General features: G+C 66.3%; 17 protein-coding genes and 1 pseudogene. 9 read left to right on the top strand and 9 right to left on the bottom strand.

Features of this window, described 5'->3' with window-relative positions; translation table 11 throughout:
• Nucleotides 1-21 precede the first annotated feature (21 nt).
• Nucleotides 22-783 carry an HpcH/HpaI aldolase family protein gene (locus NG697_RS00470; RefSeq protein WP_252601294.1) on the top strand — a complete coding sequence of 254 codons (762 nt, stop codon included), beginning with the start codon at nucleotides 22-24 and terminating at the stop codon, nucleotides 781-783.
• Between the two features lie 263 nt (nucleotides 784-1,046).
• Here NG697_RS00470 and NG697_RS00465 read toward each other — a convergent pair whose 3' ends face one another.
• Together NG697_RS00465 and NG697_RS00460 are read right to left on the bottom strand one after the other, a co-directional pair.
• Nucleotides 1,047-1,547, bottom strand: coding sequence for a GNAT family N-acetyltransferase (locus NG697_RS00465; RefSeq protein ID WP_252613155.1), 501 nt, complete (start codon nucleotides 1,545-1,547; stop codon nucleotides 1,047-1,049).
• Entirely contained in the window at nucleotides 1,544-2,410 is an 867-nt protein-coding gene (locus tag NG697_RS00460) for a ribokinase (protein ID WP_252613152.1), read from the bottom strand. Before NG697_RS00460 ends, NG697_RS00465 begins: the two co-directional genes overlap by 4 nt.
• 142 nt (nucleotides 2,411-2,552) lie before the next feature.
• Between NG697_RS00460 and NG697_RS00455 the strand changes: the two genes are divergently transcribed.
• From NG697_RS00455 to NG697_RS00445, 3 genes are all read left to right on the top strand, one after another.
• Entirely contained in the window at nucleotides 2,553-3,971 is a 1,419-nt protein-coding gene (locus tag NG697_RS00455) for an MFS transporter (protein ID WP_252613150.1), read from the top strand.
• Between the two features lie 29 nt (nucleotides 3,972-4,000).
• A complete protein-coding gene (locus NG697_RS00450) occupies nucleotides 4,001-5,005 on the top strand; it encodes a nucleoside hydrolase (protein ID WP_252613147.1) in 1,005 nt (334 codons plus the stop codon).
• Nucleotides 5,006-5,068: 63 nt separating this feature from the next.
• Nucleotides 5,069-6,337: a S8 family serine peptidase gene (locus tag NG697_RS00445; protein WP_252601283.1), complete on the top strand. Its 1,269-nt coding sequence runs from the start codon at nucleotides 5,069-5,071 to the stop codon at nucleotides 6,335-6,337.
• 18 nt (nucleotides 6,338-6,355) lie between these two features.
• On the opposite strand, the gene NG697_RS00440 is transcribed toward NG697_RS00445, so the two are convergent.
• Complete coding sequence (locus tag NG697_RS00440) at nucleotides 6,356-7,144, bottom strand: GntR family transcriptional regulator (RefSeq protein ID WP_252613409.1); 789 nt, start codon at nucleotides 7,142-7,144, stop codon at nucleotides 6,356-6,358.
• Nucleotides 7,145-7,668: 524 nt separating this feature from the next.
• Here NG697_RS00440 and NG697_RS00435 point away from each other — a divergent pair.
• The 4 genes and pseudogenes from NG697_RS00435 (at nucleotide 7,669) to NG697_RS00420 (ending at nucleotide 11,972) form a co-directional block, all read left to right on the top strand.
• Nucleotides 7,669-8,511, top strand: a complete 843-nt coding sequence (locus NG697_RS00435) for an esterase/lipase family protein (protein WP_252613145.1) — start codon at nucleotides 7,669-7,671, stop codon at nucleotides 8,509-8,511.
• A 508-nt stretch (nucleotides 8,512-9,019) separates the two neighbouring features.
• Nucleotides 9,020-9,456, top strand: a pseudogene (locus NG697_RS00430) (PAS domain S-box protein); the annotation flags it as partial.
• Between the two features lie 361 nt (nucleotides 9,457-9,817).
• On the top strand, nucleotides 9,818-11,257 hold the full coding sequence (merA, locus tag NG697_RS00425; RefSeq protein ID WP_252613140.1) for a mercury(II) reductase: 1,440 nt from the start codon (nucleotides 9,818-9,820) through the stop codon (nucleotides 11,255-11,257).
• A 31-nt stretch (nucleotides 11,258-11,288) separates the two neighbouring features.
• Nucleotides 11,289-11,972, top strand: coding sequence for a haloacid dehalogenase type II (locus NG697_RS00420; RefSeq protein WP_252601272.1), 684 nt, complete (start codon nucleotides 11,289-11,291; stop codon nucleotides 11,970-11,972).
• 184 nt (nucleotides 11,973-12,156) lie between these two features.
• Here NG697_RS00420 and NG697_RS00415 read toward each other — a convergent pair whose 3' ends face one another.
• Both NG697_RS00415 and NG697_RS00410 read right to left on the bottom strand, forming a co-directional pair.
• On the bottom strand, nucleotides 12,157-12,609 hold the full coding sequence (locus NG697_RS00415; RefSeq protein WP_252607757.1) for a DUF4383 domain-containing protein: 453 nt from the start codon (nucleotides 12,607-12,609) through the stop codon (nucleotides 12,157-12,159).
• A gap of 224 nt (nucleotides 12,610-12,833) precedes the next feature.
• The gene (locus tag NG697_RS00410; RefSeq protein WP_252607758.1) at nucleotides 12,834-13,091 is read right to left on the bottom strand and encodes a hypothetical protein; all 258 of its coding nucleotides are present in this window, start codon (nucleotides 13,089-13,091) and stop codon (nucleotides 12,834-12,836) included.
• Nucleotides 13,092-13,390: 299 nt separating this feature from the next.
• Between NG697_RS00410 and NG697_RS00405 the strand changes: the two genes are divergently transcribed.
• The gene (locus tag NG697_RS00405; RefSeq protein ID WP_252601264.1) at nucleotides 13,391-13,681 is read left to right on the top strand and encodes a hypothetical protein; all 291 of its coding nucleotides are present in this window, start codon (nucleotides 13,391-13,393) and stop codon (nucleotides 13,679-13,681) included.
• Here the strand turns inward: NG697_RS00405 and NG697_RS00400 are convergent.
• Genes NG697_RS00400 through NG697_RS00385 form a run of 4 tightly spaced genes read right to left on the bottom strand, consistent with a single transcriptional unit; the run spans nucleotide 13,671 to nucleotide 20,407 of the window.
• Nucleotides 13,671-14,933 (bottom strand): Wadjet anti-phage system protein JetD domain-containing protein, encoded by a 1,263-nt coding sequence (locus tag NG697_RS00400; protein WP_252601261.1) that lies wholly within the window; start codon nucleotides 14,931-14,933, stop codon nucleotides 13,671-13,673. The genes NG697_RS00405 and NG697_RS00400 overlap by 11 nt on opposite strands.
• Nucleotides 14,923-18,348 carry an ATP-binding protein gene (locus NG697_RS00395; RefSeq protein ID WP_252613137.1) on the bottom strand — a complete coding sequence of 1,142 codons (3,426 nt, stop codon included), beginning with the start codon at nucleotides 18,346-18,348 and terminating at the stop codon, nucleotides 14,923-14,925. The genes NG697_RS00400 and NG697_RS00395 overlap by 11 nt, the downstream gene beginning before the upstream one ends.
• Entirely contained in the window at nucleotides 18,345-18,968 is a 624-nt protein-coding gene (locus NG697_RS00390) for a DUF4194 domain-containing protein (protein WP_252613134.1), read from the bottom strand. Before NG697_RS00390 ends, NG697_RS00395 begins: the two co-directional genes overlap by 4 nt.
• Nucleotides 18,965-20,407 (bottom strand): DUF3375 domain-containing protein, encoded by a 1,443-nt coding sequence (locus tag NG697_RS00385; protein ID WP_252613131.1) that lies wholly within the window; start codon nucleotides 20,405-20,407, stop codon nucleotides 18,965-18,967. The genes NG697_RS00390 and NG697_RS00385 overlap by 4 nt, the downstream gene beginning before the upstream one ends.
• Nucleotides 20,408-20,506 lie beyond the last annotated feature (99 nt).

The raw sequence follows: 20,506 nt of genomic DNA, 5'->3' as shown, positions 1-20,506 counted from the left end.
CTAACTGAAGAGGAATCTGCCATGACTGCCGCATCGTTTGCCGCAAAAGCCCGAGCCAATGAGCCCGTCGTCGGATACTGGGTGGTCCTGGACTCACCGGTCTCCACCGAGCGCGTGGCACGGCTGGGCTATGACTACGTGGCCCTCGACGCCCAGCACGGGCTGATGGGTTATTCCGGCTGGCTGCACGGCCTGATGGCGATTGATGCCGCCGGGGCTGCCGGAATCGTCCGGGTCCCGTCCAACAACGCGGCCTTCATCGGGCAGGCGCTGGACGCCGGAGCTGCCGGAGTGATCGTGCCGCTGGTCAACAACGCCGAGGAAGCCGCCGCCGCAGTCCGGGCCGTACGCTACCCGCCCCACGGCATGCGCTCCTATGGGCCCATGCGGTCCGCGCTCCGGATCGGGCCGGTGCCCGCCGAGGCCGACGCCACCGTGCTGTGCCTTGCCATGATCGAGACGCCTGAGGGCCTGGAGAACGTGAAGGAAATCTGCGCCGTGCCCGGAATCGACGGCGTCTACATCGGCCCGTCCGATCTCTGCCTGGCCGTGGGCGGCAAGTTCCCCAACGATCCCGACGTGGCCGAGGAGTTCAACGCCGCGCTGGTGACCATCCGCGAGGCAGCACAGGCCGCCGACGTAATCGCAGCCATTCACACAGCGAGCGGTGAGATCGCGCGCCAGCGGATCGCGGAGGGCTTCACATTCGTCACCGTGGCGTCCGACCTGACACACCTGGAAATCGCGGCCGCGAACCACCTTTCCAGGGCCCGCGGGGAGTAGCCGGGGTGATGGAGACTGCGGCGATCGGGCCTGTCCGGTGATCGAGCCTGTCCGGATCCCAGTTGCCCCTTCCAACGCTCTCTCACTTCCTGCGCGTTTTCCCCAAACCCTCTCTCAGTTTGCGCACGCAAGCTCCTCCCAGAACGTGAGAGAGGGTTGCCCGAAAACGTGCGGGAAGTGAGAGAGGGTCCTGGGGTTCCTGACCGGTCGGACGGCGGGGCCGGGGGGAATTGCCCTGATCGGCAGGCTCAAGCGGCGGGCAACTATCGTTGCAGCTCCAGGCGGAATACCCAGAGAAGGACGTCCTCGCCGGGCACGTACCAGTCGCGCTTCGGAACCCTCTGGAAACCCAGGGATTCGTAAAGAGCATGTGCCCGTCCCATAAACGTCGCGCTCGTAATGCTGATCGCCCTGATTGCGGGCAGCGACTGCGCGTGTTCAATGACCCTTCGGACTACAACGCGACCAATTCCGCCGCCCTGAACCGCGGGATCAACGGCCAGCATCCGGAACTCCAGCTCCCCGTCGGCGGCGATCTCGCTGTACGGCTGGCCGGCAAACGTCAGCGTCACCGCCGCCACCACCCGACCGGCCGCCTCCGCCACCCACACCTGAGCATGCTCGGCGCGGTGCTCCACATCCTCCAGCACGCTCATGTACGGGTGGTCCGCGGCGAAGTGTCCAGCCCGCACGTAGGCGTCGCGGGTGATGCGCCGGACCTCGGGAAAGTCCGACGGCGCTGCCCGCCTGAAAGCGACGCTCACCGCGCACCGTCGGTTGCGGCGGTCCGCTCAACATAGTGGCCCAGCTGTGCCAAATCAGGCTGGGAGGAGGGATGGCCCACGGCGTCCGCTCCCACAGCGTTGGCCACGGCCAAGGCATGGGTGTAATCCAGCCCCTGTCGCAGGGACAAGACCAGGGCAGCACAGAACGCGTCGCCGGCGCCCACCGTGTTCGCCACGCTCACGGCAGAGGCCGGGGCTTCGGCCACCTTCCGCCCGTGTTCGAACATCGCGGAGCCGTCCTTGCCGTACGTCACGGCCACCAGCTTGGCCGCGGCGAGGGCGGGGATTAGGGCGTACTCGCTCTCGTTGACGATCACCAGGTCGCAGCGTTCCAGCAGCTCGGCCGGCAAGTCCATCGCTGGTGCGGCGTTCAGCACAAAGTACCCGGCGGACCGCCTGGCGGCCTCCAGTACCACGGGCAGGCCCACCTCCAGCTGGCACAACACCGTCTCATCGGGGCCGAACTCCACACCCTCCAGGGAGAGGCTGGAGTTGGCGCCCGGGCAGACGACAATCTGGTTCTCGCCGTCGCGGTCCACCACAATCAGTGCCGTCCCGGTCGCCTCCGGATGGACCGCGACGTCAGCGGTGTCGACGCCGGCGCTCGCCAGCGCGGCCAGCATCCGCTGCCCCTGGGCGTCGCTGCCCACGGCGCCGACCATGCGGGCGCTCCCGCCCAAGCGGGCTGCTGCTGCGGCCTGGTTGGCGCCCTTGCCGCCGGGCTGTTCGGAGAGCACCGCGCCGCCGATGGTTTCGCCGGCGGTGGGAAGCCTCTCGGCGGTGGCGATCAGGTCCAGGTTGATGCTGCCGACGACGGTGACGGCAGGAAGTCGATTGCTCATGGAAAGTCTCTCTCGAGGGGAAGCCGGAAGCGGCCGGATTAGGAAATAGTCTACGGCATGGTTGTACTTGTGCGTCATACATGGTTGTATAACAACTCGAATCGCCATTCCGGACGATCCAGCTCGAACAAAGGAGTTTGATGTGAACACCCCAACCCCGGTCACCGCCTCCCCGCCGGTCAGCGCGGAACAGCCCGCCTTCGCCGGCCGCCGCGCCGCCCTGCTGATCTCCACCCTGCTGCTGGGCGTGCTGTCCTTCCAGCTCAACGCCAGCATGGTCACCCCCGCGCTGCCGCAGATCGCCGCGAGCTTCGGCCAGGGCGCCGACAGTGCCGCGCCCGTCCAGTCCATGTTCTTCCTGGCCGGCGCCATCGCCGGGCCCGTGATCGGCCGCTGGAGCGACTTCATCGGCCGCCGCGCCGCCCTGCTCCTGGTCCTCGGCATCATGGGCGCCGGCACCATCCTCTGCATCGCCGCCCCCACGCTGCCCCTGCTCGTCACCGGCCGGTTCCTGCAGGGCGTCTCCAGCGCCGTGTTCGCGCTCGCCTACATCGTGCTCAGCGAGAATCTACAGGCGAAGGTCTTCGGCACCTCCGTGGGCATCATCGCCGCCATCAACGGCGGAGTGGGGGGCGTGGACGGCTACGTGGGCGGGCTCATGGCCGAGACCCTCGGCTTCCGCTCCATCTTCGTGGTCGTGCTGGTCCTCACCGCCATCGCCGCCGCCTGCATCATCAAGATCGTCCCAGCCGGACGGCCGCGGGGCGTGCGCGGCGCCATGGACTGGTGGGGCGCCGGATCCCTCTCCGTGTTCCTTGTGTTCATCACCTACTTCGTCTCCGGCGGATCCGCCGCCGGCTGGACAGCGCCCAGCACCCTGGCACTGCTCGCCGCCACCATCGCGTCCTTCGCCGCCTTCTGGAGCATCGAGAAACGGCGCACCAACCCTCTCATCGCAGTCCACCACCTGCGCTCCCGCCAAGTCTGGCCGGTCATCGCCACAACCGTCCTGACCCTCGCCGGCATCTTCGCCATCATCAACTTCACCGTGGTGCTCCTCAGCCAGGACGCCGGTGCCGGCTTCGGGCTGACCGCATCAGTTTCCGCGCTGCTGTTCCTCACCCCGGCCGCCCTGATCGGCGTCTTCGCCGCACCCCTCGCCGGCTGGCTCGCCGACCGGCGCGGCTGGATCAAAACCCTCCGCGCCGGCACCGGCCTGAGCCTGGCGTGCGCTATCGCAGCCGCCATGTTCTCGGACAACCAGATCGCGGTGCTGATCGCCGTTGCGGCCCTGGGCATCTTCTACAACGGCTTCTTCCTCACCGCCATCAACGGGCTCTCGGTGCTGCTCTCACCCAAGGAAGCCCCGGCTGCCCTGCCCGGCATCAACGGTGCCTCCTTCGGCATCGGGGCGAGCCTCGGCGTCGTTCTCGTGGCACCCTTCGCCGCCCAGGCCACCGCCGCCGGGTACACCACCGCCCTCTGGATCTCGGTGGCCATTACGGCCGCAGCGTTCATCGTCAGCCTCTTCGTCGCCGCCCCCAAGGGCGAGACGGTCTAACTCCCCTCTACCGAAAGAGAACCACCGCCATGACCGACACCTTTCCGTTCTACCTGGACTGCGACACCGGAATCGACGACGCCCTCGCCCTGGCCTACCTGCTGGCCGCCCCCACCGCCGACGTGGTTGGCATCGGGACCGTCAGCGGCAACGTCAGTGCCGCCGTCGGCGCCCGCAACACCCTGGACCTGCTCCAGCTCGCCGGCCACGCGCACATTCCCGTGGCGCTCGGCGCCCACGATCCGCTGGCCGGGCAGTTTGGCGGCGGGGCGCCGTGGGTGCACGGAGAGAACGGGGTCGGCGGGGTTTCCCTTACGACGGCGTCCGCCACGTTGGAGTCCGAGAGTGCGGCCGAGATGCTGGTTCGGCTCGCCCATGAGTATCCGGGAACGCTGCGGGTGCTCGCCATCGGCCCGCTGACCAACATCGCCGAGGCGCTGCGCCTGGACCCCGCGCTGCCCCGGCTCGTGCAGGACATCACCATCATGGGCGGGGCGGCCCTGGCCCCCGGGAACATTAGCCCGGTGGCGGAAGCCAACATCTTCAACGACCCCGAGGCCGCCGCCCTGGTGCTGGCCGCCGACTGGGACGTGACCCTGGTGCCGCTGGACGTCACCATGGCCAACGTCCTGGAGGAAAGCCACCGGCAGGAACTGCTCGCCGCGGACCACCCGGTCCCGCAGGCCCTCGGCGACATGCTGGGCTACTACTTCCGGTTCTATGAGGGCATCTTCGGCCGGCCCTGCTCCGCCATGCATGATCCGCTGGCGGCGGCGCTCGCGGTGGGCGGCATTAAGGCGACGGTGGCCCCGGTGGTGCATGCCGCCGTCGACACCTCTGCCGGGCCGGGCCGCGGGCAGACCGTCTGCGACATGCGCGGCTCCTATAGGGACTACCCGGAGCAGCCGGGCGCGCGTTGCCGCGTGGTGCTCTCGCTAGAAGCAGATTTCGCCCCGCACCTGGTGGAGACGCTGCTGTCCTTCTCTGAAAGTATGACGGCGGCACTCGCCTCCGCGGTTCCGTCACCTGCGTGATTAGGTAGGGCGATTTGCCGCGCCGCACTATCCAGCCGGTCCGGGTTGGTGCACGATAACCCCATGAAAAAAACAGTTATCGCCGGTTTCGCAGCGCTCATGATGGGGCTCGGCGCCATCACCTTCGCAGGCCCAGGCAACGCAGCGCCCGAGTCGTCGCACGTCGCGGGGCAAATCATGGTCAAGTTCCGCGACGATGGCGCGGCCGCCGGCGTGCTGCGCCGCCATGGGCTCAGCGACGGCCCGGGGATTGGCAGCACCGGGGCCCACCTCATCAAGGTTCCGGCCGGTAAGGAACTGCAACTCATCGACGCCCTCAGCCGGAACCCGAACGTTGAGTATGCCGAGCCGGACGAGGTGGTAACGGTAGCTACCGATCAGCCCAACGTCGACTATTTCCCCCGCCAGTACGCTTTGCACAACACTGGCCAGGAATTTACCAGCACGTTGGGAGCAACTGTGGCCGGCGGTACGCTCGACGCCGACGTGGACGCCGTCGACGCGTGGGAGATTGCCACCGAAGACCGGACCAAAAGCATCAAGGTCGCCGTGCTCGATACCGGCGTCACCACCGACAATCCCGACATTTCACCAAAGGTTGGTGTTGATGCACGCGCCAACTTCAGTACTGCGGCGACCGGTGAAGACAATTACGGCCATGGTACCCATGTGGCGGGTATTATTGCCGCCACCAAAGACGCGGTGGGCGTCACGGGTGTGTGTCCGGGCTGCCGGATCCTGGACGGCAAGGTCCTCAACGACAGCGGGTCCGGTTCCACCTCCAGCATTGTCAATGGCATCGATTGGGCCCTCGACAACGGTGCCCAGGTCATCAACATGAGCCTGGGACAGCGCGTTTCCTCCCGGGCCCTGGAAGCTGCCGTCAACGACGCCTGGATCAGGGGCGCGGTGATCGTCGCCGCAGCAGGCAATGGCGGTACCCAGGCCAAGATCTATCCTGGCGCCTACCCCAACGTCATAGCCGTCGCGGCAACGGACAACGATGACGCCAAGGCCTCCTTCTCCACCTACGGCAAGTGGGTGGATGTGGCAGCGCCCGGGGTCAGCGTGTACTCCACCTTCCCGAACCACGATTTCTACCTCGGTACCCAGAACGGCCGCTCCCATGGTTATGACATCGCCAGCGGCACCTCGATGGCCTCACCCATCGTCGCCGGTGTTGCCGCCCTTGTCTGGAGCACGCCCGCCGGGACCGAAAATGCCGCAGTCCGCAAGAAAATCGAATCCACTGCGGAGCGGATTACCGGCACCGGCACCCTCTGGGCACACGGCCGCGTGAACGCCTGCAAAGCAGTCGGCGGTTGCCCATAGCCCTGAACGCGGTTGCCGTCAGGACTGGAGGGATTGCATCACGGACAGGTGCCCGGCGCGGGCGGCGATAAGGCATTTGGCCAGGTAAAAGGGCCGGTTGCCGTATCTGACGTACTGGGTGAGGACCAGCACAGGGTCCGACGGCCGGAGGTCCAGCAGCTTGGCGCGGCTGGGTCCCACCTGGCTGAGGCTGATCTGGCACTCGCCAGGCCCGAGGATCCGGCCGAAGCGGTTGTTGAGGCTGGCAAGCAGGGTGTTGCCGCCGTCGTCCTCTATTTCCAGCGGCGCGGCGGCGGCGGAACTGCTGCCCAGGCTCATGGGCAGGGCGGAGATGTTTTCCTGCAGGTGGGCGATGGCCTCGCCGTCGCGGATCAGGACGGATTCCCAGAGCCAGCAGTCGTCGCCGGGCTCGACGCCGACGCCGGGGGCGACGAATTCCGAGGCGGGCTGCCGCTCCCGGAGGACGCGTTTGATTTCGAGGTGCTGGCCGGGGCCGCCGAGGACTTCCTCGAACGGGCGGATCCGTTCGATGCCGATGCGGGGGGGGGTGTCCGAGACGAAGCGTCCGACGCCGCGCCTCGCCCGGATGAGCCCGTCTTCCTCGAGCAGCATGAGGGCTTCGCGGACCACGGTGCGGCTGACTTTCATGTCGGCGCCGAGATCGGTTTCCGTGGGGATCATGGAGCCGGGCTTGAGGAGGTCGTTGCGGATGGCTTCGGCGATCCGGGAGTACACCGCCACGCGGAGGGGTGAGCCGGGCTGGGCCTGCACCGGCTGGGATAGGAACCGGACGGCGTCCTCGTGCACGTTATGCCTCGCTTCGTGGTCTGGGAATTCCCAGCCTACCGGTGTGACGCGCTTGTTGGACAAGGCGCGGGTGGCTTTGAACCTGCTTGCCCAGGATGTCCCAGCGCTGGGTGGGGTTTTAGAAACCCTCCGGGAGCGAATTCTTTGAGACGATTAATGATCATAATAGTGACCACAAAGTTCCCTACGGATCACATTTATAACCCTTATGGGTTCACCGGTCATAGCCCCCGGCTGGCGCTATTTTCCGCACGCAGTGCACATTTGTGCAGCAGCTCTGACGGGTTTTCTCAGTCCCGGCGCCGACGCATGCGCTACCCACCAGTAACAACGCTGGGTTTGAGGGTTTTGGCCTCGGCGGAGAGCGCACCGCTTCGTAAGGCTTTTTTGGCGCACGTCTGTGCAACCCGGCTCCGCAACGACGGGTGTGCTGCGTAGCATGGAAAAACTCGGCCGGTACCTGATCAACACTCAGAACCATCGCTACCGGCCGCCCCTGTTGGCACATGAACAAAGAGGTTTCCATGTCATTCGTTACCCGGGCCCTGTCCGTTGCCGCTGCCGCCGTCCTCGTCACTTCCTTGGCTGCGGCTCCCGCCCAGGCGATCGAGATTTCCCCGCCGGGGGCCAACGACTGGTCCTGCAAGCCAACCGCCGAGCATCCGTATCCGGTCATCCTGGTACCGGGAACGTTCGAGAGCATGGAGAAGAACTGGTCCACCCTCTCGCCGTACCTCAAGAGCGCCGGGTTCTGCGTTTTTGCCCTCAACTATGGTGAGACGAACGGCGTGTATGCCACCGCGCCGGTGGCCGAGTCCGCGCAGGAACTCTCCCCGTTCGTGGACGCGGTCCGTGCCGCCACCGGCGCCAAGAAGGTGGACCTGGTGGGCCACAGCCAGGGCGGCATGATGCCCCGCTACTACATGGGCTTCCTCGGCGGGGCCAAGTACGTCCACCAGCTCATCGGCATCGCCCCCTCCAACCACGGAACGGAAGGCGTGATCGTCCCGCCGCCGGGCTTCATCGAGGACCCGGACTACACCGCCCTGGGTTGTGCCGCCTGCGCCGACCAGCAGGCGGGATCGGCCTTCATCCAGAAGCTGAACTCCATCGGCGACACCGTTGCCGGTCCTTCCTACACGGTCATCTCCACGGTCTATGACGAAGTGGTCATTCCCTACAACAGCCAGTTCCTTGACGGGCCGGCACGGCAGGTCACCAACATCACCATCCAGGACAAGTGCCCGACCGATCTCTTCGAACATGACCAGACGCCCAACGACCCCGTGGTGCACCAGATCGTGGCGCACGCACTGGGCCAGGCGTCCGGCCCGGCAGACCCTGCCTACCAGCCCAGCTGCATTTAGCGGGAGGGCCAGGCGCGCGCCTGACGCTCCTGCACTCGGCGGCGATCGATCCCCGCCCCAGGACAGGCACCTCACGAGGGGCCGGGTCCGGGCGGGGGTTGGCGGGAAAGCGCCCGGCAGCCAGTATCAGGAGAACTGCGGAACCTGAAAGCACGTGCTTCCGTCGAGGGTGCAGGGGGATCTTTGATGGACTGGTGGTGGCTTTCATTGGCGGCCAACGCGATGGTTGCTATGTCTTATCTGGCAATCTCGGGGGCGATCATTGTGCCATTGGCCCGGGCCGGGCAGGTGCGCCGGAACCGGTTGGGGCCGCTACTGCGGCGATTTTCTTTACTTGCGCGATCGGGCACGGCCTGCACGCCGTACATCCGCTGCTGCCTCTGATGGGGTGGATGCCGCCGAGGGCATAGCTGCCAGGGAAGAGATCTCCTGGCATGACGCGTTATGGGATGTGTTGACGGCAGGAATCGGTCTCTACTACTGGACGCTGCGCCGGGCATACGCGTCAATGTTGGCCGGGCCGGTGATTTTCGAAGATCTGATCGAGCGGCAGCGCCTGACGGAGCGTGAGGCCGCAGCCGCGCTGAATGCTGTACGCCAGCAGGGGGCAGCGGAGCTTGAGCGGAGCGAGAAACGCTTCCGGCTGGCCTTCGAACACGCCCCTATCGGGATCGCGCTGATCGGCCTGGACCCGGAGGCTCCCGGAAAGGTGCTGCGGGCCAATTCCGCGTTCTGCACCCTGCTGGGACGGGCGCCCTCCGAGCTGGCGTCGGGTAACGTTCTGGATTTGACGGTGCCCGAAGACCGGCCCGCGGCGCAGCACCGGTTGGCGCAGATGTTGGCCGGCGAAGTCACCTCGTACGCAGATTCCCGGCGGTTCTCCACTCCGACGGACACATTGTGTGGACATCGATGACAAGCGCGGTGGTCGCCGATGGCCATGGGGCGCCCCTGTACCTGGTCGCCCAACTCGAGGACATCACGGGCCGCCGTGAAGCCGAAGAGGTCCCGACCCGCCAGGCGATGCATGATGGCCTGGCAGGCCTGCCCAACCATCCCCGACCTCACCGAACTCGCTGCCCGGCTCACGGACCTGGAGGCTGCGGATCCGCTGCGCTAGGCCGCCATCGGCGTCGTGGATCCGCAGGATTTCGTTGATCGGGGCAAGGCTGAGCCCCGAGTCTTTACTGCGGACCTCGCCGTGGGAGCGGAGCTTGACCTTCCCCTATCGGAAAAGGGGCAAGAATGGGTCAGGACAGGACCGACGCGGAAGCGTCCCGCTTCATCCCGCCCCTTGGAGGCCACCATGACTGAAACTGCCGAAGAAGAGTATGACCTGGCTGTGATCGGGTCAGGCGGCGCGGCATTTGCTGCCGCGATACGGGCCAGCGGGCTGGGCAAGCGCGTGGCCATGGTGGAACGCGGCACGGTCGGCGGGACGTGCGTGAACACCGGCTGCGTTCCCTCCAAGGCCCTGCTTGCCGCGGCAGAGGCCCGCCACACGGCCCTGGACGCGGGACGGTTCCCGGGCCTGCCCGCCGTGGACATGCCGGTGGACATGCCAGCACTGGCGGCCGGAAAACAGGATTTGGTGGAGGGGATGCGCGCAGAGAAGTATCTGGACCTGATCGCGGACTACGGCTGGGATCTGCACCAGGGCCATGCCTCGTTTACCGGCAGCGCGGACGATCCGCTGCTGGACATCGCCCTTCCCGACGGGCAGCCGAAACGGATCCGCGCCGCCCACTACGTGGTGGCCACCGGATCCTCGCCGTGGGCACCGGCGGTGGACGGCCTCGAAGAAACGGGATACCTGACCTCAACCACGGCGATGGATCTCACCGAGGTCCCCGAGTCCCTGCTGGTGATTGGTGGAGGCTTCGTGGCGCTGGAACAGGCGCAGCTGTTCGCCCGGCTCGGCTCGAAGGTGACCATGCTGGTCCGCTCCCGGCTGGCCTCCACTGAGGAACCCGAAGCCGGACAGGCCCTGGCGGAGGTTTTCGCGGATGAAGGCATCCGGGTGGTCCGGCGTGCCGTACCGGAAAAGGTAGCGCGCGACGCCGGAGGTACGGTGAGCGTCACGGCCACCGTTGCGGGGGGCACCAGGGAGTTCAAAGGCACGCATCTGCTCGTGGCCACCGGCCGGCGCCCTGTCACGGCCGGGCTGAACCTGCCGGGAGTCGGCGTCGTTCTCGGGGCGAACGGCGAGATCCTGGTTGATGACACACTGGCAACCAACCATCCCCGCATCTGGGCTGCCGGGGACGTCACAGGCCACCGGGAGTTCGTCTACGTCGCCGCGGCGCACGGGGCCCTTGCCGTCGAGAACGCCTTCACCGCCGGGTCACGGAAAATCGATTACCGGCATCTTCCGCGGGTCGCCTTCACCAGCCCCGCGCTCGCCGCGGTGGGCATGACCGACCGGCAGGCCAACCAGGCCGGGATCGCGTGCGAGTGCAGGGTGCTGCCGCTGGAATACGTCCCGCGCGCCCTGGTCAACCGAGACACCCGCGGCTTCATCAAGATTGTCGCCGAGAAAGCGACCGGCAGGATCGTGGGAATCACGGCGGTGGCCAAGGAAGCAGGAGACCTGGCCGCTGCGGGCGTCTATATCCTGGAAGGCGGCCTGAGCGTGGACCACGTCGCCCACCTGTGGGCGCCGTACCTGACCATGGCAGAAGGCCTGAAAATTGCCGCGCAGACCTACACTACGGACGTCTCGCGGCTCTCCTGCTGCGCCTCGTAAACCACAAGACCGTGAAGATGAAGGAGAACTCATGAACAGCGCCCCGTCAGTCATTGTTTTTGACGTTAACGAAACGCTTTCGGACATGTCACCGATGGGGGACCGCTTTGCCGAAGTCGGCGCCCCTGCCCAGTTGGCGAAACTCTGGTTCGCTACGCTGCTTCGCGACGGTTTCGCCCTCACTGCCGCCGGCGGCAACGGCGCCTTCGCCGAGATCGGTGCAGAGGCTCTGCGCGGGCTGCTCGCCAATGCGGGCATCGGCACGGACCTGGACCGGGCGGTGGAACATGTCAGGGCAGGAATGGCCGGGCTCGGCCTGCACCCCGACGTTCCGGAAGGCGTCCGGGCACTGCGGACAGCGGGATACCGGCTGGTGACCCTGACCAACGGCTCCACCCAGGTCGCGGAAAAACTCTTCGGCCCGGCAGGGATACGGGACCAGTTTGAACGGCTGCTTTCCGTGGAGGATGCCCGGGGATGGAAGCCTGCCCGGGCCGCTTACGACTACGCCGCCGGGGTCTGCGCGGTGGCTCCCGAGCAGATGCTGCTCGTGGCCGTGCACCCCTGGGACATCCACGGCGCAGCCCAGGCCGGTCTCGGCACTGCATGGATCAACCGGACCGGCGGAAGCTACCCTGGCTATTTCACCGCACCCGATTACACCGTCGCTTCCCTGGAAGAACTCCCCGGAGAACTGAGCGCATCCGGAGCCTGAGCGGGGATTTATTGCTCAGACAGGCCCGCCTTACCCCCGAAAGGGTGTGTGCGGACCGGCAGCCGCCGCAGCCGTTCGGCAGGCTCAACCGTGGGGGTTCGAGGTCATGATGCCGGAAACGCCAAGGGCCCCGGCAGCAGCGGGAAGCTGCGGCCGGGGCCATTGTCATGCGTGTGGGTTTGGGTTAGGCGTGTGCCTTGGTATGGCCCTTGGTGAGGATGAGGGCCAGTGCGATCATGCCGACGCCGAGGAGGAGGTGCAGGCCGTTGTCGAAGCCGTTCAGGGGTACGAAGTTGCCGGCTGATTCCTGGGGGACGATCAGTCCGTAGACGAACAGGACCAGGTAGATGATGCCGCCGTAGAGGAGGAAGGATTTGGCGCCGGTGGCGGTTTTGGCCAGGGCGATTCCTGCTGCGCCGAAGAGCAGGTGGACGATGTTGTGGAGTACCGAGACCTGGAAGAGGCCCAGCAGCATGGCTTCGGATTCGTGGCCGGCGAAGTGCAGCTGGTCGAAGTTGCCGGTGATGCCCGGGACGAAGCCTAGGATGCCGACCAGCAGGAACACGGCGCCGACAAGCATCGATGCCTTCTGGACGTTGGTGCGGGCTGTTGTGCCGGTGTGGGTGTGTGTAGCCATGATGTTCTCCTGAGTGCATTTTTTGAATCAGCGGGTAGTGCTGACCTGCTGAACCAACGGGTTATACCTGCTGTTCGGGGCCGCATCGCAGTGTGGATGGCTTGTTGGGAAAACTATTTGATGTGAGGTCTCTCGCGGGGCTCAACCCGGTGGACTCCAGTAAAGGACCCCCGTCCGGAAAGTTCCGGACGGGGGTCTTTGTCGCCGGGATGGACTTGGGCCGCTCAGCAGACGGCCAGCGGGCCATCGAACAGGACCGTTGCTGACCACGCGGCCGCGGCAGTGGCATCGGTATTTACAAACGACTTCTCAACGCCCGTCACGATTCCGGGGAATCCCGGGTGTCCGGCGACGGGATTGCCTCCGGGACAGCTGAATTTATCCTGGGGGTCCGCTGAAGGCTCGAACGCCAGCGCGCTCGGGGCAAACATGACTGATGAGGCGGCTACGATGACGCCGACGGCGAGCGCTTTGGTTCTCATTTGAGCTTCCACCCTTCCGGGGTGAGGGCCGGTCCCCTTGGTCGGGAACGGGTTAAACCCCCGTCCCTAAGCAAGAGAGATTACTCCTGTCACCCGCCGCACTGCCAGCAGTCATAGCTGGCCAGTTTCAGGGCCTTGCTTTTGGACCTTGGCCGGTCCTTACTAATGGAAGGAACCGCCATCCGGAGGACATCTGCTACGGATGGCAACACCAGGTTCCTGCCGCACGGACTGGTTCCCTGTGTCGCAACGGGGAGCCGGCCAGCGGTTCCGCGCAGTGACTACGGGAGGAAAAACCGATGTTCGCTAGAGTCAGCACGTACAAGACCGGCCCCGAGACGGTCTCAGACACCCCTACGGAAGACATCGTCAGCAGGGTGCGTCAGATCCCCGGCTGCAAGGGAATCTACTACCTGAGCGGGAAAGAAATAGACAAGGCCATCTCCATCACGCTTTGGGATACCGAGGAAGCGATGACTGCCAGCCGGCAGGAAGCAAACAAGATCCGCAAGGAGAACAGCGAGGCGGAAAAAACGCAGATCGTTGCGGTGGAAGAATTTGAAGTCACCGTGAGCAGTCTCAGCGACTGATATCGAGCCGCTCCAGCGCCCAGTTCCAGCGGATCAGCTCCTGCTCCAGCCTGACCGCAATACCGTAGGCGTCGCTGCGGAGCCCGTCGTAGAGCGCCGACTCCTCGGCGGTCAACCGGGTCAACACAGCTTTCGACGGCGACGGCTCACTGCCCCAGGCATCGCGGTGGGCCAGCAGCGTGGCTTCGTCCATCAGCAGGCTCACCACGTGCGGGTGGACCGCGCGGAGCTGGTCGAGGATCCGGAACCCATGGGTGTCCAGGTCGCCCCAGTAGAGGACCTCGCAGTTCCGCAGCCACCCGGCATCCCGCAGCGATGAGAACCCATAACCGCCCCCATAGACGGCCAGCGCGTCCGGGCGCTCCGGGACGGCCAGGAAGTTGACCAGGTTCTCGGTGATCATCACTGTGCTGGTGGGCAGCTGCAGGGTGCTGAACGCCTCCGCGGTGACGGTCAGGTCCCGCGCCTGGCCAAGCAGCTGCATGCCGGGATCCAGAAGGCGGAACCGGACCAGCTCGGGCGGATGCAGGAAGCCGTGCGCCGCAGCAAAGCGCGCCGCCGGCGTCCGGGCCGGGGTCAAGCCGAGCAACGAACCGGGCGCGGCCGGGGTCTCAGCCAGGCCCCCGTCCTCCTTGGCATCTGAAACATCAACAACGTCCGCCCGCAGCTCCGATGCCAGCTCGCCAACAACAGCCCGGTGGTTCTCGATGAACTTGGTGTGCACGCCGGCCAGGCTCAGCTGCCGGACGTAGAACCCCGGCTCGGGGTGGTCCCGCAGCCAGAGCGCCACCCGGGCAGCCGTCAGCACATCAGCCCCGAGCTCCAAAAGCTTCAACGGCCGCTTCAGCGCCCACCCGCGGAACGCAGGATCCAGTGCTGACAACCCGCCGGCAAGCTCCACAAACCGGGCGGCGTCCTTCATCCTGCCTGTAAAAGCGATCTCGTCCTCCACGGACGCGAACACCGCCGCGGCGGGCAGCTGGTTGGCCCCCACCGTGGTGCGGCCCACCTCCGCGGTTTCCAGGCTGAAATGCCCGACGGCGGCAGCCAGCTCAGCCGCCCACGCGCGGGCCGCCGCATAATCGCGTAAGAGAGCCACCGCCGTCGGACGCTTCAACGGACGACGGCGGGGGTACAGTCCGCCGGGTTCCAGCACCTCTCGCAGCAGCGCCCCGCTGCCCCAGGCCTTCCTCGACTGCGCCCGCAGGTCTGCCAGCGTGGTCCAGCCGAGACCGCGTGCGTCAGCCGGCACGCCGGTCCCGCTCGTCCCGGTACTCCTGGATGGTCATGTTCCGCAGCTGCGAATCGTCGCCGTTGGTGTTGGCCACGAAACCCACATGGGACACAAAAGGCTCGATGACGTGGATCTTCTGCAGGGGCGTGACGATCAGCAGCTGCAGCTTCATCCGCTGGAACAGCTCCAGCCCGTACCGGGCGGACTCGTCTGAGCCGCGGCCGAACGCCTCATCGATGACGACAAACCGGAAGCTCCGCCCGCTCCCCGCGTTCTTGCCCGCACTCTTGCCGGACGCCAGCCCGAACTGAAAGGCCAGGGCGGCCGCGAGGATGGTGTAGGCGAGCTTCTCCTTCTGGCCGCCGGACTTGCCGCCCGAGTCCGTGAAGTGCTCAAACTCCTCGCCGGTTTCGGTCCACTTCTCCGAGGCGGAAAACGTGAACCAGTTCCGGACATCCGTGACCTTGGCGGTCCAGCGCTCGTCGAGGGTGGTGTAGCCGTCGCGGCCCCGGAACCGCTCGATCAGGCGCGCCACCTGCAGGTACTTCTGCTCCGAGTACTGGTCGTCGTCGCCGATTGTCCCCTCCGAACAGGCGCGCAGGTCCATGCCGAACTGCCGCACGTCCAGGTCGGTGCTGTTCTGGTGCTCCAGCTGGATGTGCCGGCCGGCGTTGTACTCGATCCCGGCCAGGGAGAGGTTGATTTCGCCGATCCGGTTGACGATGTCCTGGCGGCGGCTGTCCAGGAACGCGTTGAACGCCACCACCTCGTGGATGGTGTTCTGGTTCAGCGACTCCTTGAAGTGGGCCTCGAAGCGCGGGAGATCGTTGCTGACCAGCTGCTCCAGCAGTTTGCCGAAGTCGCCGGCCGACTCGAGGGCGGCGTCGATCTCCGTGGTCTCGTTCGGGTACTTGTTCCGGAACTCGGCCATCAGCCGGACAGTCTTCTCGGCGGCCCGGGCGATCTGCTTGGACAGCGCGTCGATGGTGTCGGTCAGCCCGGACCGGACCGCACTTTCCACGGTGCCGGTGTTCTTGTAGGTGAGCGGTTTGCCGGCGAGTTCCGCGGCGGCGAGCCGGGCGACGGCGGACAGCACGCCGCCGTCGTCCGTCAACGGGGTCTCGTTCAGGACGCTGCGGCAGTCCTCGATCGCCTCGACGATGTCCTTGGCCGCGCCCTCGTTGGAGCCGATCCGGCGCTGGATGTCATCGGCCCGCACCTGCAGTCGTTCCAGTTTTCCGGTGAGCTCGGCTTCCTTCGCCGTCAGCTGCCGCAGCACGTCGCTGGTGGACTCCAGCTGGGCCTTTTCTGCCTTGAGCTCCTCGATGCGGCGTGCGGTGAGCTGCCAGCTGAGCTCGGCGAAGTCCGAGACCGCCCCGATGATGCCCAGCTGCTGGTTCTGCCGGCCGATGGCGCCCAGGGATTCGTTGACCCGGGACAGCTGGCCAGCCACCACGCTGAGCTGGCCCTGGACCTCGTCCTGTTCGGCGCGGAAACGGCTGATCTTGTCCAGGTTGTCCCAGCCCAGGACATAGTTCCGGCGGTCAGACAGGTCCTGCCGGTCATCCTTCTCGTGCCGGCCGCGGCCGCCCTTGAGCTGGCCGTTGGCGGTGAGGGCCTTGGAGCGGCGGCGGAAGTCCTCCAGGGTGTCGCAGCAGAAATAGTCGAAGCGGCTGCTGAGCTCATCCAGCAGGAAATTGCGGAACGGCGTCCCCTGCTTGATGGCGATCTTCGCCCCCAGCGTGCCCGCCTCGGCCGGCTTCGGAGCGTACGATTCGCCGATCTTCAGGTACACCAGCCGGCCGCGCAGGTTGTTGCCATCCACCCAGCCGCTCACCGCCGCGTAGTGCTCCGACGGCACCAGCAGCGACAGCGCAAAGCCGCGCAGGGTGCGTTCGGCGGCGCCTTCCCAGGCCGCTTCGCCGTCGCGGACGCGCAGCAGCTCGCCGGCGTACGGCAGGTCAGATTCCTGGATGCCGGTCCCGTCGCAGAGCCGACGGCGGAGCTCCACCTGGGGGCGCGGCAGCAGGTTGGGGCGCGCCTGCAGGCTGGTCAGCTCCGCGGCGATGTCGGTGGCGCGTCCGGTGAGCACCGTGCGCGTCATGGTCAGTTCGGTGCGGCTATCCTGCACGTCGTTTGCTGCGGCGGCCAGTTCCTTTTCGACGTCGGCCAGCCGGGCCCGGTTGGCGTCGAACTGGACGCGGTCGGCCGGGGCCTGAAGACCGAGGTCCGCGGCAGCTTCGGCGTACTTTTCGAAGCGCACCCGCTGGGACCGGGACTCTTCGCCCAGCCGTGCGGCCTCGGCCTCGATGGCGGCCAGCCGGCCGCCGCCGTTGCTGCGGATGTCTTCCTTGACGGCGGCCAGGTCGAGGCGGAGCTGGGTGATTTCGGTGGCCAGCTTGCCGCTGTCCTCCTGCAGCCGCAGGCCGGTGTTCTGCAGTTCCGTCTGGTGCTCGATGCTCAGCTGCAGCTTCCGGTCCGTGAACCACGGGTGCAGCTGGTCCCGCTGTTGGCGGGCGAATTCATCGTCCCGGCTCAGGGCGGTGTGCTGGGCCGCGCCCTCGGTGATGGGGGTGAGCAGGGCGATCTGGTCCTTGGCGCGGAGGACGGCGTCGTGGGCTTTTTTCAGGTCGTCGAAGTGGTGGATGAGGTTGCCGATCCGGGCTTCGACGTCGTCTTCCTCGAGCATGTTGGTGCGCACGAAGTTGGTGATGTTCTCCACCTGCTTCATGGACACCGTGCGGTGGAACAGCTCCATGGCCTGATTGCCGCTGATGCCGAACTGCCGCTTGAACGCCGCCGCGTAGGGCTCGAAGGTTTCATGGATGGACGCCCCCGCGGCCCGGAGCTGCTTCTTCAGCTTCGCGGGGTCCTGGCCGAAGTTGGCGAAGTCCCCGGCGATGGACTGCTCGCCCTCCACCAGCGAGTAGAAGCGGTTCGGCTGGCCGGCTTCCTGGGTGGCCCAGAGGGTGATGGCCAGAGTGATTGACTTGCCCAGGACGGCGTTGTGGAAGACGCCCAGGACCACGGTGAGCTTGCCGGTGCCGCGCAGCGCAACGGGCTTGGAGTACTCGCCGCCGGCGCTCCGGGTGCTCTTGTGGAAACCCCGCACATACGACATCAGGGTGCGTTCCTTCTTCTGCGCACCCGCGGCCTTGTTGTACTCGATCCTGTTGGCCGGCAGCAGCAGGGTGGTGATCGCATCCACCACTGTCGACTTCCCGGAGCCGATGTCGCCGGTCAGCAGGCTGTTCGAACCGTCCAGCCGGAACGTCCGCACCTCCTGGTGGAACGTGCCCCAGTTGAGCAGCTCCAGACGGTGCAGCCGGAAGCCCGGGGGAGTACCGGCGTCGTCCGCTTTTTCATCGAGGCTGAACAGCATCTCCTGCTGGTCAGTGGCGCCCTTAATGGCGGTGGCCGTCTCGGTGGTCATGCGCGGTCCTCTTCCTTACTGCCGGTGACGGCTCCGCTGAGCGAGGCGCGGTAGTCGGCCAGCCGCGCGTCGAATTCCTCCAGCCACTGGGCATCCACGTAGGCCTTCAGGATCCGGGCGACCTCGTACGTGCCCGCCTGGCCGCGCAGTTTCCGCAGGAAGCCCAGCTCCACCACCTTCTTGATGTTGGTGCCGAGCTGGTCCAGGATCCGCGCCTCGTTGCTGGATTCGGGCAGGAAAACGGCCACCATGTCCGCGATGTCCTGCTCGGTCATGATCAGGCGCAGTTCGCTGCTGTTGGTGTCGAATTCGAGCATCCGGCCGCGGAGCAGCGCCAGGAGGAGGCTGACGTTGAAGGTGAGCGGGCGGCGGGGGATCAGCCGCGGCAGCGTGCCGTCCGGGTCCTCGCGGGATTTCAGGAACGCGTAGCCCTCGGACTCGTCCAGGATCAGGTCAAGGCCCAGGACGGCCACGTAGTCGCGGACATGGGAGGACAGGCCCAGCAGCGACTGCCAGATCTTCTCGTCCGTCTCGGCGTACACCACGCCTTTGAAGAGCTTGGTGACGACCCCGGGAAGTTCCTCCGGCGTGTGTGTTTCGGCTGCGTCTGTGGTGGTCATGCCGGCCTCACGAAGATGATCTGTTCGACGGTGGCTTCCCGGATGCTGCCGTCCGGGAGCTGCCAGGACAATTGCTGTGACTCGTCCGGGTTGATGGAGGCCCAGTCCGATTCGGTGGCGAGCTGGTAGTAGGCCACGATCTCCGCCAGTCCCTGCGACAGAGGGTGCGCGGCCGCTACTTCGCCAAGAGTGGCCTGCTCGGCGCCGGCCAGGACGTCGTCGATATTGGACTTCAGCCGCTCCGTGTCCACATGGAACTGGCTGAAGAGGGCGCCGGCATCCACTTCTGCATCATTTGCCGCCACCACGACGTCGTCCACCATGATGCGCCGGCTCGGCTCATACAGCGGCCGTTCGAAGGGAAGCGCGACCTCGACGGACTGAGCCGCGATCTCCATAAAGACGCCCGACGGCGGCACCTCCCGGGTGCCCAGCGCGCCGGATTCGATGCTCCTGACCAGCTGCATGATGCGCTTGTTTTCCAGGAACACCTTGTCGTCCAGGAGCCGGCGCATCTGCTGCGAGAGCTGCCGGACAGTGGCCTGGGTCTGCTCGACGGCGGGTAGCCAGTCCTGGTGCAGATTGGTCACGGTGTGCAGGTTGTCCAGTTTGGCGAGGGCGTCGATCTGTGTGGCCCGCTGCAGCAGGTCCCGCAGTTCGGTGCGCAGCTGCGGGGACATCAGGTAGTCCCAGAAGCCCTGGAACGTTCGGCCCTGGAGGGAACCGCTGATGTCCTGCTGGTTGGCGAAGATCGAGGCAAGGAGCTCGCCCTGGGTGCCGTCCCACGTGGCGATCTGTTCACGGACCTGCCGGTCCAACTTCCGGAAATTCTGCTCCACCTCACGGAAATCGGAGAGCAGGTCCTTGGCCAGGGTGGTCAGCTGCTGGAAGTGGTCCAGGGCTTCCGGCGCAGTCATCACGCGGATGTTGCCGTCCTTGATCCGTTGCATCTCGGCGTCGATCCCGTCCCGCTGGCGCTGGAGCTCGGCGAGCCTTACCTCCGGGTCGGTCTCGGACTGCTGGACCAGGGCCTTCAGCACGGCGAAGATGCTGGTCAGCCTGGACTGGGTGGCCACGAAGTCCCGCCCGCTCAGGCTCTCCACCCAGCGGACCACGTCCTCGGCGGCGGCGGTGAGATCGTAGCGCGGCTCGTCCTGGCCGGGGACGTAGTATTTCCGCAGCCAGGCACGTTCCGGGGCCGCCCACTCATCCAGGTACTCACCGGCCGGCCTAGGATACTTGTCCTCGCCGAAGACTTCACGGAGGCCGAACAGGACATCATCAAGGTGGTCAATGAGCTCCTGCCGGCCGATGTCCCGTTGGTTGGGTCCGGTGAAGGCCTTGATGAAGAAGCTGACGGCCAACGGGGCGTTCTGTGCGCGGAGCAGGGACCACCCTGCGTGGTTCTCACGCAGTGCGTTGATGGCGTAGAAATCCATGGCGTCCTCATGCAGGGTGCTGTTATTCCTAAGCTACACGGGGACGGTGACAGTGATCGAACTTGTCGTCCCCGGTGATCGAGCCTGTCGAGATCCGGA

The sequence above is a fragment of the Pseudarthrobacter raffinosi genome, assembly GCF_023913835.1.
GTDB lineage: Bacteria > Actinomycetota > Actinomycetes > Actinomycetales > Micrococcaceae > Arthrobacter > Arthrobacter raffinosi.
This window is presented reverse-complemented; position numbering and strand designations above follow the sequence as displayed.

Bases quoted from the DNA above. Each gene is read 5' to 3' on its own strand.
- NG697_RS00470 (WP_252601294.1), top strand. From the start codon at position 22: ATGACTGCCGCATCGTTTGCCGCAAAAGCCCGAGCCAATGAGCCCGTC.
- NG697_RS00460 (WP_252613152.1), bottom strand. From the start codon at position 2,410: ATGAGCAATCGACTTCCTGCCGTCACCGTCGTCGGCAGCATCAACCTG.
- NG697_RS00450 (WP_252613147.1), top strand. From the start codon at position 4,001: ATGACCGACACCTTTCCGTTCTACCTGGACTGCGACACCGGAATCGAC.
- NG697_RS00445 (WP_252601283.1), top strand. From the start codon at position 5,069: ATGAAAAAAACAGTTATCGCCGGTTTCGCAGCGCTCATGATGGGGCTC.
- NG697_RS00435 (WP_252613145.1), top strand. From the start codon at position 7,669: ATGTCATTCGTTACCCGGGCCCTGTCCGTTGCCGCTGCCGCCGTCCTC.
- merA (WP_252613140.1), top strand. From the start codon at position 9,818: ATGACTGAAACTGCCGAAGAAGAGTATGACCTGGCTGTGATCGGGTCA.
- NG697_RS00420 (WP_252601272.1), top strand. From the start codon at position 11,289: ATGAACAGCGCCCCGTCAGTCATTGTTTTTGACGTTAACGAAACGCTT.
- NG697_RS00415 (WP_252607757.1), bottom strand. From the start codon at position 12,609: ATGGCTACACACACCCACACCGGCACAACAGCCCGCACCAACGTCCAG.
- NG697_RS00410 (WP_252607758.1), bottom strand. From the start codon at position 13,091: ATGAGAACCAAAGCGCTCGCCGTCGGCGTCATCGTAGCCGCCTCATCA.
- NG697_RS00405 (WP_252601264.1), top strand. From the start codon at position 13,391: ATGTTCGCTAGAGTCAGCACGTACAAGACCGGCCCCGAGACGGTCTCA.
- NG697_RS00395 (WP_252613137.1), bottom strand. From the start codon at position 18,348: ATGACCACCGAGACGGCCACCGCCATTAAGGGCGCCACTGACCAGCAG.
- NG697_RS00390 (WP_252613134.1), bottom strand. From the start codon at position 18,968: ATGACCACCACAGACGCAGCCGAAACACACACGCCGGAGGAACTTCCC.
- NG697_RS00385 (WP_252613131.1), bottom strand. From the start codon at position 20,407: ATGGATTTCTACGCCATCAACGCACTGCGTGAGAACCACGCAGGGTGG.